Origin of the sequence: Methylobacterium planeticum (assembly GCF_008806345.1) — a bacterium.
Classification (GTDB): domain Bacteria; phylum Pseudomonadota; class Alphaproteobacteria; order Rhizobiales; family Beijerinckiaceae; genus Methylobacterium; species Methylobacterium planeticum.
On record NZ_VZZJ01000010.1, the window covers coordinates 46,331 to 62,335 of the forward strand.

At 66.7% G+C, this 16,005-nt stretch carries 14 protein-coding genes; 9 read left to right on the forward strand and 5 right to left on the reverse strand.

The features are described 5' to 3' along the window. Positions 1-126: 126 nt before the first annotated feature. The 3 genes from groL to F6X51_RS13450 are packed head-to-tail and all read left to right on the forward strand — an operon-like array spanning position 127 to position 3,434. On the forward strand, positions 127-1,767 hold the full coding sequence (gene groL / locus F6X51_RS13440) for a chaperonin GroEL (protein WP_150964171.1): 1,641 nt from the start codon (positions 127-129) through the stop codon (positions 1,765-1,767). Beyond that, positions 1,727-2,167 (forward strand): c-type cytochrome, encoded by a 441-nt coding sequence (locus tag F6X51_RS13445; protein WP_150964172.1) that lies wholly within the window; start codon positions 1,727-1,729, stop codon positions 2,165-2,167. The genes groL and F6X51_RS13445 overlap by 41 nt, the downstream gene beginning before the upstream one ends. 10 nt (positions 2,168-2,177) lie before the next feature. Beyond that, positions 2,178-3,434 (forward strand): FAD-dependent oxidoreductase, encoded by a 1,257-nt coding sequence (locus F6X51_RS13450; protein ID WP_150964173.1) that lies wholly within the window; start codon positions 2,178-2,180, stop codon positions 3,432-3,434. 73 nt (positions 3,435-3,507) lie between these two features. Here F6X51_RS13450 and F6X51_RS13455 read toward each other — a convergent pair whose 3' ends face one another. The 3 genes from F6X51_RS13455 to F6X51_RS13465 all read right to left on the reverse strand — a co-directional run bounded on the left by F6X51_RS13455 (position 3,508) and on the right by F6X51_RS13465 (position 5,896). After that, complete coding sequence (locus F6X51_RS13455; protein WP_150964174.1) at positions 3,508-3,972, reverse strand: c-type cytochrome; 465 nt, start codon at positions 3,970-3,972, stop codon at positions 3,508-3,510. Next, on the reverse strand, positions 3,969-5,114 hold the full coding sequence (locus F6X51_RS13460; protein ID WP_150964175.1) for a metallophosphoesterase family protein: 1,146 nt from the start codon (positions 5,112-5,114) through the stop codon (positions 3,969-3,971). Before F6X51_RS13460 ends, F6X51_RS13455 begins: the two co-directional genes overlap by 4 nt. A gap of 116 nt (positions 5,115-5,230) precedes the next feature. Then, positions 5,231-5,896 (reverse strand): carboxypeptidase regulatory-like domain-containing protein, encoded by a 666-nt coding sequence (locus F6X51_RS13465; RefSeq protein ID WP_150964278.1) that lies wholly within the window; start codon positions 5,894-5,896, stop codon positions 5,231-5,233. A 286-nt stretch (positions 5,897-6,182) separates the two neighbouring features. On the opposite strand from F6X51_RS13465, the gene F6X51_RS13470 reads away from it, so the two are divergent. Next, a complete protein-coding gene (locus F6X51_RS13470; protein WP_150964176.1) occupies positions 6,183-6,821 on the forward strand; it encodes an SCO family protein in 639 nt (212 codons plus the stop codon). Between the two features lie 34 nt (positions 6,822-6,855). Here F6X51_RS13470 and F6X51_RS13475 read toward each other — a convergent pair whose 3' ends face one another. Together F6X51_RS13475 and F6X51_RS13480 are read right to left on the reverse strand one after the other, a co-directional pair. After that, on the reverse strand, positions 6,856-8,001 hold the full coding sequence (locus tag F6X51_RS13475) for a LysR substrate-binding domain-containing protein (RefSeq protein ID WP_322098526.1): 1,146 nt from the start codon (positions 7,999-8,001) through the stop codon (positions 6,856-6,858). Positions 8,002-9,166: 1,165 nt separating this feature from the next. After that, the gene (locus F6X51_RS13480) at positions 9,167-9,874 is read right to left on the reverse strand and encodes a GntR family transcriptional regulator (protein WP_150964177.1); all 708 of its coding nucleotides are present in this window, start codon (positions 9,872-9,874) and stop codon (positions 9,167-9,169) included. A 112-nt stretch (positions 9,875-9,986) separates the two neighbouring features. Here F6X51_RS13480 and F6X51_RS13485 point away from each other — a divergent pair, with 112 nt between their 5' ends. The 5 genes from F6X51_RS13485 to F6X51_RS13505 are packed head-to-tail and all read left to right on the forward strand — an operon-like array spanning position 9,987 to position 15,995. Next, entirely contained in the window at positions 9,987-11,048 is a 1,062-nt protein-coding gene (locus F6X51_RS13485; protein WP_150964178.1) for a zinc-dependent alcohol dehydrogenase, read from the forward strand. Continuing rightward, positions 11,045-12,061 carry an NAD(P)H-quinone oxidoreductase gene (locus tag F6X51_RS13490; RefSeq protein ID WP_150964179.1) on the forward strand — a complete coding sequence of 339 codons (1,017 nt, stop codon included), beginning with the start codon at positions 11,045-11,047 and terminating at the stop codon, positions 12,059-12,061. The genes F6X51_RS13485 and F6X51_RS13490 overlap by 4 nt, the downstream gene beginning before the upstream one ends. Beyond that, on the forward strand, positions 12,058-13,830 hold the full coding sequence (locus F6X51_RS13495) for an acetolactate synthase catalytic subunit (protein WP_150964180.1): 1,773 nt from the start codon (positions 12,058-12,060) through the stop codon (positions 13,828-13,830). Before F6X51_RS13490 ends, F6X51_RS13495 begins: the two co-directional genes overlap by 4 nt. 47 nt (positions 13,831-13,877) lie before the next feature. Continuing rightward, positions 13,878-15,074 carry an ABC transporter substrate-binding protein gene (locus F6X51_RS13500; RefSeq protein ID WP_150964181.1) on the forward strand — a complete coding sequence of 399 codons (1,197 nt, stop codon included), beginning with the start codon at positions 13,878-13,880 and terminating at the stop codon, positions 15,072-15,074. A gap of 33 nt (positions 15,075-15,107) precedes the next feature. Continuing rightward, a complete protein-coding gene (locus F6X51_RS13505) occupies positions 15,108-15,995 on the forward strand; it encodes a branched-chain amino acid ABC transporter permease (protein ID WP_150964182.1) in 888 nt (295 codons plus the stop codon). The last annotated feature ends 10 nt before the right edge of the window (positions 15,996-16,005 follow it).

Sequence of the window (16,005 nt, forward strand, 5' to 3'; positions counted from 1 at the left end):
ATCGCCGACCGCGCAGGCACGGACCGTCCGGACGACCGGGCTTTCGTCGTCTGGTCCGCGGGAGGCTGTCACTTAGGCGACGAGCCTCCGGCTCGTCAGGCAAAACGGCGAGAGGAGCAGCGGACGATGGCCGCCAAGCAGGTGACGTTCTCGGACGAGGCCCGCAGCCGGATGCTGCGGGGCATCGACATCCTCTCCGAGACGGTCCGCGTGACCCTCGGTCCCAGGGGCCGCATCGTTGTGCTCGGGCGGGACCACGATCCGCCGCGCATCACCAAGGACGGCGTCACGGTCGCGAACGACATCGAGCTCGACGACCGCTTCGCGAACATGGGCGTACAGATGGTGAAGGCCGTCGCTTCGCGAGCCTCGTACCTCGCCGGCGACGGCACCACCACGGCGACGGTCCTCGCCCAGGCTGTCGTCCGGGAAGGCGTCAAGCTCGTCGCCGCCGGCGTGAACCCGATGGATCTCAAGCGCGGGATCGATGCCGCAGTCGCAGCGGTCGTGGCCGATCTGCGGAGGAACGCCAGGCCCGTGACGTCGAGCGAAGAGATCGCACAGATCGCCACGGTGTCCGGCAACGGCGACGCGACGATCGGCCGGCTGCTCGCCGACGCCATGCGGCAGGTCGGCAACGACGGCGTGATCAGCGTGGAGGCGGGGGACGCGTTCGAGACCGTGCTCGACGTCACCGAAGGCATGCGGTTCGATCGCGGCTATATCTCGTCGACCTTCGTGACCGACCCGAGGACGATGCGGGTCGAACTCGACCAGCCCTACGTGCTCGTGAGCGAGAAGACGATATCGTCCCTCAGGGAGCTGCTGCCGCTGCTCGACGCCGTCATGGAAACCGGCAGGCCGCTCTTCATCGTCGCGGAGGGCGTCGAGGGCGAGGCTTTCGCCACGCTCGCCGTCAACACGATGCGCGGCTCCCTCAAGGTCGCGGCCGTCAAGGCACCCGGCTACGGCCCTCCCGGCAAGGCGCTCCTGCAAGACATCGCGATCTTCACGGGCGGCCACGCGATCTGCGAGGAGCTCGGCATCAAGCTCGAGAACGCCAGCATCCGGCTGCTGGGGCAGGCGAGGCGGGTCACGGTTGACAGGAACGACACCACGATCGTCGGCGGTTACGGCAAGGACGCCGAGATCGAGGCGCGGATCAGGGAACTCAAGGCCCAGATCGACGAGACCACGTCCGACTACGACCGCGAGAAGCTGCAGGAGCGGATCGGCCGATTGTCGACGGGCGTGGCCGTGATTCGGGTCGGTGGCGCCAGCGAGGCTGAAGTCCGGGAGCGCAAGGACCGGATCGACAACGCGCTCCACGCGACCCGCGCGGCGGCCGCCGAGGGGATCCTGCCGGGCGGCGGCGTCGCCCTGCTGCGCGCCGCGCGGGCGCTGGGGACGCTTGCGAGCGCGAACGAGGATCAGCGGCAGGGCGTGAGGCTCGTCGCGAAGGCGCTGGCGGCGCCGGTCGCGCAGATCGCGAGCAATGCCGGGCAGGACAGTTCGGTGGTGATCGGCAGGATCCTCGCCAACGACGCCTACGGTTTCGGCTATGACGCGCAGACGGGGACTTATGCCGACCTCCTCGCCGCGGGCATCGTCGACCCGGCGGAGGTGGTGTGCACCGCGCTCCGGGCCGCGGCCTCCGTCGCGGGGCTCCTCGTGACCACCGAGGTGATGATCGCCGACCTGCACGACAGAGTGGTGCCGGAACTCGATGGCCATCACCATCACGGCAACATGGACATCGACTTTTGAGTGGTCGCGATCAATGCTTTGGCTGACGGAGGCTACCTCGGCGCAACAAGCCTCCCTGACAGGTCCCGCCCCCCTGGCGGCGCGGCTTCTGCCCTCCACCCTGATCGCGGTCGGAGTCCTCGCAGTCGTGGCGAGCGCGGATCGGGCCGCGGCGGCGGAGGATGGCGGGCACCTCGTGGCGATCTGCGCGGCCTGCCATCGGCTCGATGGCCGCAGCACGGGCATTCCCTCGATACTCCGGTGGGAAGCGGAGGAAATCGTCGACAAGATGCTCGACTTTCGCGCGAGCGAGCGGGCGAGCCCCATCATGCGCGCGGTGAGCCTGTCGCTGTCCGACGATGAGATCGCGGCCGTCGCGGCCGAAATCGCCGCCATCGGCCGCCGAGCGAAGTCGCCGTGAGCCATTCGTCATGACGAGTTGGACCCGCCGCGAACTCGGCATTGGCGCGGCGGCGCTGGGCTCGGCGCTCGGGCCGGCCCGCGCGCAAGCTAAGCCGCGCGTTGTCGTGATCGGCGGCGGCATCGGCGGTGCCACGGCGGCGAAGTACCTGGCGGCCGGCAATGCCCTCGACGTCACGCTGGTCGAGCCGCAATCCCGTTACGCGACATGCATCTTCAGCAACCTCTATCTCGCCGGCCTCTGGTCGCTCGAATCGCTCACCCATGGTTACGGGACGCTCGCAGAGCGTTACGGCGTCACGGTCGTAAAGGACGCGGCAGCGGCGATTGATCCCGCGATCAGGCGCGTCAGGCTGGCGGGCGGCGCGAGCCTCGCCTACGACCGCCTCGTCGTCTCGCCGGGCATCGCATTCCAGTTCGGCGAGATCGATGGCTACGACGAGGCCGCAACGGAATTCATGCCGCATGCCTGGAGCGCGGGCCCGCAGACCAGGCTGCTGCGTGCGCGGCTGGAGGCCATGGAGGATGGCGGCGTCTTCGTCATCGTCGCTCCGCCCGAGCCGTTCCGCTGTCCGCCCGGCCCCTACGAGCGCGCCTCGCTCGCCGCCTACTACTTCAAGCAGTTCAAGCCCCGCTCGAAGATCGTCATCCTCGATGTGAAGGACAGCTTCTACCAGCAGGAGGTTTTTCGGGATGGTTGGGACCGGCACTATCCCGGCATGATCGAGTGGCTGCCGGCCCGTTCGACCGGAGGCGTGAAGGCCGTCGACGTTCGGGCGGGGCTCGTCCGGACAGGGCGCGAGACCATCCGGGCGAGCGTCACCAACGTCATTCCGCGACAGACCGCCGGCGCGGTAGCGCACAGCGCCGGGCTGGTCGATGCGCGGGGCTGGTGTCCGATCGATCCGGAAACGTTCGAGTCGCGGCTTCTGCCCGGAATCCACGTCGTCGGGGATGCGGCCTGCGCGGGGGACATGCCGAAATCCGCCTTCTGCGCCAACGCCCAGGCCAAGGCTTGCGCCGCCGCGATCTTGACCGCGCTGACGGGCGCGCGGCCGTCCCGGCTCCATCTGCTCAACACGTTCTACACATTCCTTGCCGGCAACGACGCGATGGGCGACGCGGCCGTCTTCACGCCGGCGGACGGGACGATCAAGCGCAGCGGCGCCTTCCTGACCCAGGCCGGCGAGCAGCCGGAGACGCGCCGCAGGACTGCCAGGGAGGCGGTCGGCTGGTACGACGCATTCACGCGGGACGTGTTCGGTTGAGGGGCCGCTGCGACGTCGTGAACAGGCTGCGGCACGCCGGCCGAATCGTCACCAGGAGAACCGCAGAACCGTCTCAGTACTTTCCAGGGGTCAACACCGAGCCGGTATTCGACCAGTATATGTAGGCTTCCAAATCCCTCATCGCCTCGGAATCGGCTTCGATCTGCTCGCCCTGCATCGGCTTCTCGATGCACCAGTTGACCATGTCCCGCAACGTCGAGAACTTGCCGATCTGGGCTTGAAACTTCGGGTACGTGTGCGGGTGGGTATCGGCGGCATGGGGATGGCACATCGCGCACGCCATCCCCGAATTCGAGAGATTGACGCCCATCGTCTTCGCGGTCGCGGCGTCGCCATGGAACAGCAGATCGCCCTTCTTGACCGCGTCCATGAACGCGTCCTCGTAGGACTTCAACTGCTCCCGTGAGACCGGAGTCTTGTGTGCGCTCGCCGGGCCGACGACGAACAGGATGGCCGAGACAGCCACCGCCGTCGTGAGCGCCCCCAGGAGCGAAGCGAGCGTCCCATCCCGTGTCATGGCTTCGATCCTTCGTATGGACCCAGCTGATCGGCAATCCTCGGCCGCAAGACCTCGGGCGTACTGAGCGATGAATCTTCCGCCGACTGAACAAAGACCTCCTTGCGGCCCCACATGACGTATTCGGTCTCGATCTTATCCCTGTTCATCGTCAGCTTCTCCCAGCCGACACCGTCGTAGATGTCGCCAGGATCGACACGAATCATCGGCTTCGTGAGCTTGGGCACACCCTCCGGCGCATAGGGCCAGGGCCACGAGGTCGCCAGCATGCCGATCGAGCGCATGTTGCCGATCTCGTTGTAGAGCACCTGATGCACGTGCCCGTGAATGTTGGTGACGTTCGAAAACGGCTTCAGGACCGCCTGCACCTCGCGCCAGTCGCGCACCCAGAAGTTCCACGGCGGGTAATACTCGTAGAGCGGATTGTGGCTGAAGATAACGATCGGCCTGGACGGGTCCCAGCCAGCGAGAATTTTCTCCATCCAGTCGAGCTGGTCGCGGCCTACGCCGGCCCACGGACCGGCGACCGAGCCGTCGAGAACCGCCATGTGGTCCATGCGCTCCTCGGGGCTCATCTTGCGCGCGGTCCAGTAATCCGGGCCACGGCTGACGGTGTCGAGCCCGATGAAGCGCACGCCTTTGTGGTCGAAGGTCCAGTTGGGCTGTCCGAAGAGCTGACCCCACTTCTTGCCCATGTCGAGATACCAATCATGTTCGCCCGGTATAAAGACCTTTTTGATCTTCACCTCTTTAAGCAACTCGACACCGAGTTCGAGTTCTTCCGGCTTACCGAGCTGCGCAATGTCGCCACCGAAGATCAGGAAGTCGGCCGGAGGGCTCATGGACTGAACGTCCTTCGCGGCGCGTACGACCTTCTCGACGAATCGGGTATTGACCGATCTCGGATAGAGATGCGTGTCCGAGATCCAGGCGAACTTGAACGATTCCTCGGCCGCGTAGGCCACGTCGATCGTATTGATCAACGGCCACCACGCGAAGGTCTGGCCGACCGTGGCCGCGCCGAACAGGCACGACTTGTGGAAGAACATCCTTCTCGTCAGCCTGAGGTTCGGGTCGGGGCTGACCCCCGGCCGCTGGAGGGCCGCCGCGATCTCACGTCGTTGGCGCTCAAGGTCGGACATCAGCGTTTCCTCTCGTGAACGTGCTCGGCGTTGCAGGTCACTTCTCCGACGCCCGGCATCCGGCTCGGTCCGTTTCGAGCTTCAGATGCCGTGTCCGGACTCGAAGCCGCCCAAACTCATTTCTTCTTCAGCTCGATCGACAAGCTCGTCGGTTTGCCGGCCTCGATCGTGACCCTTTGCTGAACCGGCTTGCTGGCCGATTGCAGCGTCACCAGATCGTATTCGCCGGGCGGTATCTCGGAGATGCTGAATTTGCCCTCGGCGTTGGTGAGCGCATAGTACGGGTTGTCCACGACGTAGATCCAACCCTCCATCCAACCATGCGCGTCGCAATCGACCTTGACGGCGCCGGCCTTCGGCAGCTCGGCTGCGATACTCTGGTTCTGGTTCGGTTGCGCCATGTTGAAAGCGGTGCGCTTGCCGTAATAGCCGTGCGTGTTGTGCAGGACTGGATCCCTGTTGATCACGTCCAGCGGACCAGCCGGTATGACCTGCACGGCGGGCACGAAGCGGCATTTCTCGTTGTCGAGTTCCGGTTTCCGCCCCGGTGGCGGCCATGCCTTCCCACTGCCCACGCCGGCGAGGTAGACGACGGCGTCTTTGACGCCCTTATCGGGGCCCACCTCGATCAGGGCCTCTTCGCGCGGCCCGCCGCAGATCTCGACATCCTTCGTCGGTACGATCTTGCGTGTTCCTGGCACGCCGTTGAAGACGACCGTACCTTCGATCACGCCACCGTTCGAGACCGAGCCGGCATCGTAGGCTAGCGCGGGCAACGTCATTGCGGCGCCGACGGCGACGGCGCACGCGGCTCCGATCGATCTGCCAATCGCCATGATCCTGCTCGGCGCTTCCATCCCCGAGACGTTCCCCGAGGCTACCCGAAGGCGAGACGATCACGAATTTCAAAATGTTCAAAACTAGAACTTCTTATGAGGGCAATCAGCAAAGCTGTCGGACGCGGCATGGACAGCCTGCCGAACTTGATCAGACTATCCGCGCCAAGTGACGATCGGGCAGGCAGAGATAGATATCCCCATTCGCGCAGGGTAGTGTGGAGTGGAAGCCATGATGAGCGGCCACCTGCCCATGCTCAGTCGACGCCCGATGTCGCCGTCCCGCCCGCGCCTCGCCCCGGGATTCGTTTCCGGCATCGTGCTCGGCCTTGCCTTGGCGACCTTCGACCCGGCGGCGCGCGCCTCAGATGCCGTGACGGTCGGCGGCCCTTTCACGCTCAAGGCACCCGACGGGACGACGGTCACGGAGCAGACCTACAGGGGCAAGTGGCTGCTGGTCTATTTCGGATACACATCTTGCCCTGAGATCTGCCCGACGACCCTGTTCAACCTTGCCGCGGCGATGAAGCATCTCGGGTCCGAGGCCAGCAATCTCCAACCAATCTTTATCACGCTCGATCCCGAACGCGACACTCCTGTGGTGATGGGCGAGTATGTCCGGTCGTTCGATCCACGAATCGTCGGGCTCTCGGGCGATCCGCGGGAGATCGAGGCGGTCATTCGGGCATACGGAGCCTACGTCGCCCGGCATGCGGGAGGCTCGAGTGCCCGTGACGATCTCCTCGACCACAGCAACTACATCTATCTCATGAATCCGGCGGGCCTGTTCGTTCGCGCCGTCGATCCCGAATGGTCCGGAGAAGAGGTCGCCTCGAAGCTGCGCGAGATCATGGCGCGGCATCAGAATTGAGCGGCACGCCGTGCCGTACGGCTGTCCGGCCTCGTTAGGCCTGCACGTCGGCCGACGGATTGGCACAGCTCGCCCGCCTTGCTCGGCCACCCTGATAGAGGGCGAGCGCGGGGCTTGCCGCCGTGAGCACCACTTGGCCCAGAGCGTGAAAATCCTCACTGCACGGCGAGGTCTTTCGCCACAACAGCCCGACGCTTCGGCTCGGCTGCGGATCGGAAAATCGCAGGAGCTTGACGCGGCTATCACGCAACTCGACGTTAACGGCGACCTCCGGCAGCAGGGTTACGCCGTAGCCACTGGCCACCATCTGGATGATCGTCGACAGGCTGGTGGCAAAGAAGCTGTTGTTCGGCCCGTTGCGCGCGTCCCTGCAATAGGCGAGCGCCTGATCCCGCAGGCAATGGCCCTCTTCCAGAAGCAGGAGCTGACGCTGTTCGACGTCACTGACCGTGACCCGGGCCCGTTCAGGCAACGGATCCTTGGCGGAGACGGCAAGCAGAAAGCGGTCCTCAAACAACTGCAGCGTTTCTATATCTGTTTTCTCGACCGGCAGCGTCAGAAGCGCCACATCGATGGTGCCACGCGTGAGCTCGTTCAGCAGGGTCTTGGTCTGTGCTTCCAGAAGACCGAGCCGAAGCTCGGGATAGCACCGCTGCAGCTCCGGGATCACCCGCGGCAGGAGGTAAGGCGCGAGTGTCGGGATGATACCGAGACGCAGCGTTCCCACGAGCAGCCGACCGGTGCGATGAGCGAATTCCACCAAATCGCGCGTGGCGCTCAGGATCAAGGCCGCGCGCTCGGCGATCTGCACGCCGCGTTCTGTCAGCCGCGCGTTGCCGTTGAGGCGCTCGACGAGCGCGCCGCCGAGACAATCTTCGAGTTCCTGGATCTGCATGGAGAGCGCCGGCTGGCTAACCGCGCATTCCTCCGCCGCCCGACCGAAATGTCGGTGCCGACTCAAGGCATCGAGGTAGCGCAGCTGCCGCAACGTCAGCATGCACGATGCACGCCGACAATGGCGGTCCGACGCCCCGCAGGCATGCGGGCGAGCGATCCGCTCGAGGAACCGCGGAGCCGAACCGGCGCGACGATGCTGGCCTGTCGGGATCGCCGTCGGTGAGCGCCAGAACGGCGCCCCACGTTCGCAGATGAACGCGACATGTCGAAGCCGTCGCCGCATCTTGCCTCGTGAGGCGAGCCGTCGATGGTGTTGTTGCCGGGCGCCAGACGCGCATTCGCGACATCGCGGGAAGATGTGCGAACCTCGTTGCTCGAGGCTTGGTCCGCAGTGTTGGAGCTCTCGATAGGTCGAACGTGCCTAACCAGGGAGAGCTCGCTACCTCCACGATACGTCCCGCCATCTCGAATACCGGTTCGGCGCATCGCGGACATGAAATGGAAAGACTCGCGACCGACAATCAACTCCGTCGAGGCGAGCACGACCCTATCCACGCACCCGCAAAGTGAGTATGCAACGGACGAAATCGTGACAGCATCAAACGTTGATCTTCGCGCACTTACGATTGGTCGTTCGCAATGACCAATATCAATGATTTGAATGTCCGTATCGAGCCCAGCTGGCATCTCCACCCCCGAGTTCCGTCCCCTCGCTCGCTATCGTTTTCTCTGAAGGAATAATTTTTACCAAAAGAACAAAATTCTCATCATCGATGATGCAACCGGACTCGATAAAATCATAATTAAAAAAAAGTGAAACTGCGGAAAAAAATATTTCGGGGTCTCGCCTTGCAGCGGGAGCCAGTGTTCGGCGAACGCGAATTCGCTCTTTGTCCGATTCAGTACTGACGCTGTCCAGGCAACCCGATCTGCGCTGAGCGAAACTCAGTGCACGACCTCGAAGTTCGCGCGTGAACGTCGCCGTGCTCACAAGTCTACGAGACTCGCGTGGCTGCGTAGAGCCTTGTCGAACCAGACCACGACACGACTCGGCTGCGTCCAAGCGGCAGCTCGTTGGTTCGAGCCCGACCGGGATCGCCTGTCCCTTTCCCTTCGGAAAGATCACCGGCCGGCACGTCAGTTCTGGATCGCGCGGATGTGCCGAAGCCTGTGGTTACCGCGTGGTTGCGGGCAAGCTCGCAGCCGCGACGTCTGCGGCAGGAAGTCGCTTACCGCCAACTGGGCCCTGCATCGGCTGCGTGCCCCGAACGGCCTCAGATCAGCGGCAGCGGCATGGTCAGCGCTGGACGTCCGAGACCCTGAAGCCAGCGAGCGCTCGTCCTGCTCCCGGATGGGAACCGATGGGAACCGATGCCAGTCTGCTGTCCTGCTCCGACCGGGCTGTGACCGCGCGATCTGGGCGTCGGCGCGGCGAACGACCGGGACATCTAGGCGCTCACCAATACATGAGCGAGCAAGCCACGGCCGCCTCGCTCGATATCGTCTTGGATCGCGTCACGGGCCGCGTCCTCGTCGCGACGCCGCAGGGCATCGATGATCCGTCGATGCGGATGCGGCTCCCAGTCCGGCACTCCCTCGTCATAGAGATGCGATAGGATGGGGCCGCAACGCACCCAGAGGATCTCGACGATGTCGTAGACGATCGGCAAGCGTCCGAGACGACATAGAGAGAGGTGGAACTCGGTGTTCAGGTCCACAGCGCGCGCGAAGTCCTGGCGGGCATGACATTCTGAGATCGCGTCGTGGATCGCCGCCAGGGCCGTGATCCCGGCGTCGGGCGCAGCTTTGGCCGCGGCTGCCGCAGCGCGCCCTTCAAGGTCGGTTCGAATCGCCCGGATCTCCATGAGCTGATCGAAGGTCAGCGTCGGAACCACCACCGTCCCCCGCGCATCCAGTGCCAGTGCCTTCTCGGACACCAAGCGCAGCAGGGCCTCGCGCATCGGTGTCGCGCTGATACCGAAGCGGGCCGACATCGGCCGCAACAGCAGGCGCGCATCGGGGCGCATCTGACCGCGCATCAGCGCTGTGCGGAGCTCGCGATAGGCGCGCTCGCTCAGGCTCTCCCTGACGATCGGGCGGACCCAATCCGGCACGATATCGCCAATCGCATCGGTTGCCATGAGGCCGCTTGACATATCTCGCTCCATGACCTGTAATTTGTTATAACAAATTACAAAATCTGTCGATGGTCGCTGCCGTCTCGGCGAAATGCCGGAGCGGACGACGCCGCGTCGACAAGGGATGGATATGCTCGCACTGCGGAAGACAACGCCCGCATTCGGTGCCGGCCTCGTCGAGGTCGATGCGCCCCAGCCGCCAGGACCGGGATGGCTGACGGTCGACGTCGCGGCGGCGGGTATCTGCGGCAGCGACATCCATGCCTATGAGTGGACGACAGGCTACGGCTTCATGGCCGCGTTCATGCCGCTGACACTGGGCCATGAATTCGCGGGCACGGTCCGGGCGGTGGGCGCGGATGTGACCGCGTTCCGCGCGGGCGACCGAGTGACCTGCTGGCCGACACTCGCCTGCGGAGCCTGCTCGGCCTGCCGCGCCGGGCGGCCTCACGATTGTCAGGATCGGGTGGTCATCGGCCTGCATGTCGACGGGGCTTTCGCCGGCCAGGTCGCGGTGCCCGCCGCCAATTGCCGCCCGATCCCCGACCGCCTGCCCCTCGACGTGGCCGCGCTCTCCGAACCGCTGGCGGTGGCCGTCAACGCCGTCGACGTGGCGGAGGTGGGGGAGGGCGACCGGGTCGTCGTCCTCGGTCCCGGCCCGATCGGCCTCTTCATCGCGTGGGTCGCGCTGGGGCGTGGGGCGAACGTGTTGCTGGTCGGCCTCGACGACGCGGCGCGCCTGGCGACAGCCCGCGAGATCGGCATCCGCGCCACCGCCGATCTCGTCAACGAGCCCCTCGCAGAGGCCGTCAGGCGGAGCTTCGGAGCCGAGCCCGACCGCGTGATCGAGGCCACCGGCGCGGCGCGCTCGGTCGCCGACGGGCTGGAGATTCTGCGCTCGGGCGGCGTCCTCGTGACCGCCGGCATCCATTCCGGCTCCCTCGATCTCGATCTGACCCGCTTCGTGCGGAGCAAGAAGCAGATCCGCGCGGCCCACGACACCACCGCCCGCGCCCTCGACACGGCGATCCGCCTGCTGGCGGAGCACGCGGATATCCTGGCGGCGCTGATCACCCACCGCCGCCCCCTCGATGCGGCGGTGGACGCGTTCGACCTCGCCCGCAGCAGGCAGGCCGTGAAGGTCCTGCTTCATCCGCAGCCGGCCACGGCCGAGGCAGGAACCCGCCGATGAACGCGACGTCGCGAGCGGTCATCGCTCCCGAGCCCGGCGGCCCCGACGCTCTCCGGATCGTCGAGCGGCCGATGCCGGTGCCCGGCGAGGGCCAAGTTCTGGTGCGCGTCGCGGCAGCGGGCATCAACCGGCCGGACGTGATGCAGCGCGAGGGCCGATATCCGCCGCCGCCCGGCGCCTCCGACGTTTTCGGCCTCGAACTCGCCGGCACCGTCGAGGCCCTGGGGCCCGGCGCCAGCCGCTTCCAGCGGGGCGCGCGGGTGATGGCGCTGGTGCACAGCGGCGCCTACGCCGAGTGGGCGGTGATCGACGAGTCCGTGGCACTCCCGGTGCCGGACGGCCTGTCCATGGTCGAGGCCGGGGCGATTCCCGAAACCTATTTCACCGTCTGGAGCAACGTGTTCGAGCGTGCCCGTCTCGAGGCGGGGGAGAGCCTCCTGATCCATGGGGGCTCCTCGGGCATCGGCACGACCGCGATCCTGCTCGCCAAGGCGTTCGGCGCACGGGTCGTGGTGACGGCCGGCTCGCCGGAGAAATGCGCCGCCTGCCGCGCGCTCGGTGCCGATGCGGCCATCGATTACAGGCAGGAGGACTTCGTGGCTGCCGCCCGCGCCGCCACAGACGGGCGCGGCCCGGACGTGATCCTCGACATGGTCGGCGGTTCCTACATTGCCCGCAACCTCGAAGCGGTGGCTCTCGACGGCCGCATCGCGCAGATCGCCTTCCAGCACGGCTCGCGGGCCGAGATCGACTTCCTGCCGCTGATGATGAAGCGGGTCACGCTCACGGGCTCGACGCTCCGGGCACGGCCGGTCGCCATGAAGGCACGGCTCGCGGCCGCCCTCGCCGAGAAGGTGCTGCCGCTGCTCGCCGCGGGAAGGGCGCGGCCGCCGATCGATTCCGTCTTCCCGTTCGCGAAGGTCGCCGAAGCCCACGCACGGATGGATGCCGGCGCGCATGTGGGAAAGATCGTCCTCGTCATGCGGGACGAAACGCAGGAGACCGGCCGATGACGCATTCCTCCGCTCCGTCCCAATCCTGCGCGCGCGCGACCCTGTCCTCGACCTCCGCGCGCGCGAACCTGACCGGCGCTCACGTCCTCGCCGCCGCCCTCCAGCGGCATGGCGTCCGGGACGTGTTCGGGCAGAGCATCCCGTCGGCCCTGTTCCTCGCCGCCCCCGATTACGGCATCCGGCAAGTCGGCTACCGCACCGAGAACGCGGGCGCGGCGATGGCCGATGCCTATGCCCGGATCTCCGGCCGGGTCGCGGTGGTGGCCGCGCAGAACGGCCCGGCCGCGACGCTCCTCGTGCCGGGGCTCGCCGAGGCGCTGAAGGCGTCCACGCCCGTCGTGGCCATCGTGCAGGACGTGCACCGGAGCTTCACCGACAAGAACGCCTTTCAGGAACTCGATCACTTCGCCCTGTTCGCCGGTGTCGCGAAGTGGGTGCGCCGCGTCGCCGTCCCGAGCCGCATCGACGACTACGTCGACATGGCCTTCACGGCCGCCGCCTCCGGCCGGCCCGGCCCGGCGGTGCTCCTCGTTCCCCTCGACCTTCTCGACGCGCAGCACGACCTTGAGCCGGCCGGCTCCCGTCGCCAAGCCTGCCTCGGAACCTATCCGCTCGATCGCACGGTTGCCGACCCCGAGCGCGTCGCGGAAGCAGCCAGTCTGATCGCCGGGGCCGAGCGCCCGGTGGTGATCGCGGGCGGCGGCGTCCACGCCTCGGGCGCCACCGTCGAACTCACCGCCCTCCAGGCGCTGGGCCTGCCCGTGGCGACCACCGTGATGGGCAAGGGCGCGGTCGACGAAACTGCCTCGCTCTCCCTCGGGGTCGTCGGCTACTTCATGGCCCCACGGGGCCGCACCGCCCATCTGCGAGATCTGGTGAGCGGCGCGGACGTGGTCGTGCTCGTGGGCAATCGCACCAATCAGAACGGCACCGATAGCTGGTCGCTCTACCCGTCCGACGCCCGCTACATCCACATCGACGTGGATGGCGGCGAGGTCGGGCGCAATTACGAGGCGCTGCGCCTCGTGGGCGACGCCAAGCTGACGCTCGCAGCCCTCGCGCGGGCGTTGCGCGAACGCGGTACGACGGCACTCGCGGGACGCCGCGGGGCGCTGGAGGCCGGGATCGACCGGGCGCGCAGGGCCCATGCGGACGACATGGCCCGCCTCGTCGACATGGACGCGGTCCCGATCCGGCCTGAACGGATCATGGCCGAGATCGACGCGGTGACCACGCCGGAGACGATCGTCGTCGCCGACGCGAGCTATTCCTCGATCTGGATCGCCAATTTCATCACCGCTCGCAGGCCCGGTCAGCGCTTCCTCACCCCACGCGGCATCGCCGGCCTCGGCTGGGGCCTTCCCTTTGCGCTGGGCGCCAAGGCGGCGCGGCCGGCCGCCCCGGTGATCTGCGTCACCGGGGACGGCGGCTTCGGCCATGTCTGGTCGGAGCTGGAGACCGCCCGGCGGATGCGGCTGCCGGTGGTGGTCGTCGTCCTGAACAACCAGATCCTCGGCTACCAGAAACACGCCGAACTCAGCCTGTTCGGTGACCACACCGATGTCTGCCACTTCGAGGCCGTGGACCACGCCGCCATCGCCCGCGCCTGCGGCGGCGTCGGCATCCGCGTCGAGCAGCCGGGGGACCTCGCCCCCGCCCTGCGCGAGGCCCTGACACGCGATGCCGTCACGGTGATCGACGTCGTGACCGACCAGCGCGCCTACCCGCCGATCACCAGCTTCGAGGGCAAGGACGCCCTCGAAACCTGACGGGCGCGCCCGCCCGGAACGACGAACGAAAAAAATCGGAGGAAGCCATGAGAGTCCTGGCGCGCGTGATCGCCGCCGCCCTCGCGCTGAGCGCGACGGCGGCCCGGGCGGATGTGAAGTTCGGGGCCCTGTTCCCCTTCAGCGGCCAGTTGGCGCTGCTGGGCGAGGAGAGCGCGCGGGGCGTCGAGATCGCCGTCGAGGAGATCAACGCGGCCGGCGGTGTCCAGGGCCAGAAGGTGGTGCTCGTCCGCGGCGACGCGGTCGACAACAACCAGGCCATCGGCGAAGCGCGCCGCTTGATCTCCCTGGAGCGGGTATCGGCGATCTTCGGATCCTATTCCTCGGCGCGCTCGATCGCCGCGAGCCAGGTGGCCGAGATGTCGGGCGTCCCGTATTTCGAGCTAGGAGCGGTGGCCGAGGAGGTCACCAGCCGCGGACTGCAATACCTCTACCGCACCAACCCGACGGCCGAGGATATGGCCAAGCTCGCCATCGAGATGATCGTCAACAAGGTCGCGGCGGGCCTCGGCAAGAAGGCCGCCGACCTGAAGATCGGCATCATCCACGAGGATTCGAGCTACGGCTCTTCCGTCGCCGGCTTCCAGAAGAAGTTTGCGGCCGCTGCCAAGCTCGACGTCGTCACCGCGCAGGGCTACCCGGCCTCGACCGTCGACATGTCGTCTCTCGTCCTCGACCTCAAGCGGCGCGGCGTCGACGTGCTGCTGCAGACCTCCTACCAGAACGATTCCGTGCTGTTCCTGCAGCAGGCCAACGAGGCCGGGTTCAAGCCCGGCGCGATCATCGGGGGCGGGGGCGGCTATTCCATGCAACCGACCGCGGACGCAGTGGGCCACAAGGTCATCGAGGGCGTTCTCGACACCGATTTCACCCAGTATCTCGTCAACACGACGTACACGCCGGGCCTCGAAAACTTCGTGGCGGTCTACAAGAAGAAGTACGGCAGCGCGCCGCGCTCCGGACACTCGCTGAACAATTACGTCGGTGCGAAGCTCATCCTTCAGGCCGTCGGCACCGTGAAGGGCTTCGAGCCCGACACCCTCATCGGGGCGGTCAAGGCCATCGACGTCAAGGACGGCATCACGGCGGTCGGCTACGGCCTGAAGTTCGGCAAGAACAACCAGAACGAGCGGGCCGCGATGATGGGCATGCAGTGGCAGAACGGCAAGCTCGTCACCGTCTATCCCGACAGCGCCGCGGTCGCGCCGATGGAAATTCGCAAGTAGTCACGCCCTCCAGCGCAGCGCCGGGCCAGCACGATGGACGTCTTTCTCCAGGTCCTCGCCAACGGGATCATGCTCGGCGGCCTGTTCGCAATCGTGAGTGTCGGGCTCACCCTGATCTTCGGCATCGTCAAGGTGGTCAACTTCGCCCATGGCGAGTTCCTGATGATCGGGATGTACCTGACCTACCTCGCCGTCACCGGCCTCGGGATGCATCCCTTCGCGGCGCTGATCCTCGTCGTGCCGGTGCTGTTCCTGATGGGGGCGCTGACCCAGCGCCTCCTGATCCAGCCGCTGCTGGCGGCCGGGGACCATCACATCCAGATCTTCGCGACCGTGGGCCTGTCCACGGCGCTGATCAACCTCGCGCTGCTCGTCTTCGGCGCAGACATCGCCAACACGCCGCCCCACGGCCTGCGCATGCCGGTCGAGATCGGTCCGGTGCGGGTCCTCGTCGGTCAAGTCGTCATCCTCGGCGTGGCCGCCGCGCTCGTCGGGGCGCTCCAGCTCTTCCTGGCGCGGACCCGCACGGGCCGGGCGATCCGGGCAGTCGCGCAGAACCGCGCGGCGGCCGAGCTGATGGGCATCGACGTCGACCGCCTCTATGCCCTGACCTTCGGGATCGGTGCGGCCTGCGTCGGCACCGCCGCGGTCCTGATCGCCCCGCTGTACCCGACCTCGCCCAACAGCGGCACCTACTTCGTCCTCATCGCCTTCGTGGTCGTGGTGCTCGGCGGCCTCGGTTCGATCAGGGGGGCCTTCGCCGGGGCGATCCTGATCGGCCTGATCGACAGCTTCACCGGCTTCTACGTCAGCTCCGACATGCGCGAGGTGGCGGTGTTCGGCGTCTTCCTGGCGATCCTGATCCTCAGGCCCTCCGGCCTGTTCGGGCGGCAGCTCAGGCAGTCCCACGTCTCGCCATGACGCGTGCGCC

What these genes read in the sequence shown, in the direction of transcription:
- groL (WP_150964171.1), top strand. Translation starts at nt 127, where the DNA reads ATGGCCGCCAAGCAGGTGACGTTCTCGGACGAGGCCCGCAGCCGGATG.
- F6X51_RS13445 (WP_150964172.1), top strand. Translation starts at nt 1,727, where the DNA reads ATGGCCATCACCATCACGGCAACATGGACATCGACTTTTGAGTGGTCG.
- F6X51_RS13450 (WP_150964173.1), top strand. Translation starts at nt 2,178, where the DNA reads ATGACGAGTTGGACCCGCCGCGAACTCGGCATTGGCGCGGCGGCGCTG.
- F6X51_RS13455 (WP_150964174.1), bottom strand. Translation starts at nt 3,972, where the DNA reads ATGACACGGGATGGGACGCTCGCTTCGCTCCTGGGGGCGCTCACGACG.
- F6X51_RS13460 (WP_150964175.1), bottom strand. Translation starts at nt 5,114, where the DNA reads ATGTCCGACCTTGAGCGCCAACGACGTGAGATCGCGGCGGCCCTCCAG.
- F6X51_RS13465 (WP_150964278.1), bottom strand. Translation starts at nt 5,896, where the DNA reads ATGACGTTGCCCGCGCTAGCCTACGATGCCGGCTCGGTCTCGAACGGT.
- F6X51_RS13470 (WP_150964176.1), top strand. Translation starts at nt 6,183, where the DNA reads ATGATGAGCGGCCACCTGCCCATGCTCAGTCGACGCCCGATGTCGCCG.
- F6X51_RS13475 (WP_322098526.1), bottom strand. Translation starts at nt 8,001, where the DNA reads ATGCGGCGACGGCTTCGACATGTCGCGTTCATCTGCGAACGTGGGGCG.
- F6X51_RS13480 (WP_150964177.1), bottom strand. Translation starts at nt 9,874, where the DNA reads ATGTCAAGCGGCCTCATGGCAACCGATGCGATTGGCGATATCGTGCCG.
- F6X51_RS13485 (WP_150964178.1), top strand. Translation starts at nt 9,987, where the DNA reads ATGCTCGCACTGCGGAAGACAACGCCCGCATTCGGTGCCGGCCTCGTC.
- F6X51_RS13490 (WP_150964179.1), top strand. Translation starts at nt 11,045, where the DNA reads ATGAACGCGACGTCGCGAGCGGTCATCGCTCCCGAGCCCGGCGGCCCC.
- F6X51_RS13495 (WP_150964180.1), top strand. Translation starts at nt 12,058, where the DNA reads ATGACGCATTCCTCCGCTCCGTCCCAATCCTGCGCGCGCGCGACCCTG.
- F6X51_RS13500 (WP_150964181.1), top strand. Translation starts at nt 13,878, where the DNA reads ATGAGAGTCCTGGCGCGCGTGATCGCCGCCGCCCTCGCGCTGAGCGCG.
- F6X51_RS13505 (WP_150964182.1), top strand. Translation starts at nt 15,108, where the DNA reads ATGGACGTCTTTCTCCAGGTCCTCGCCAACGGGATCATGCTCGGCGGC.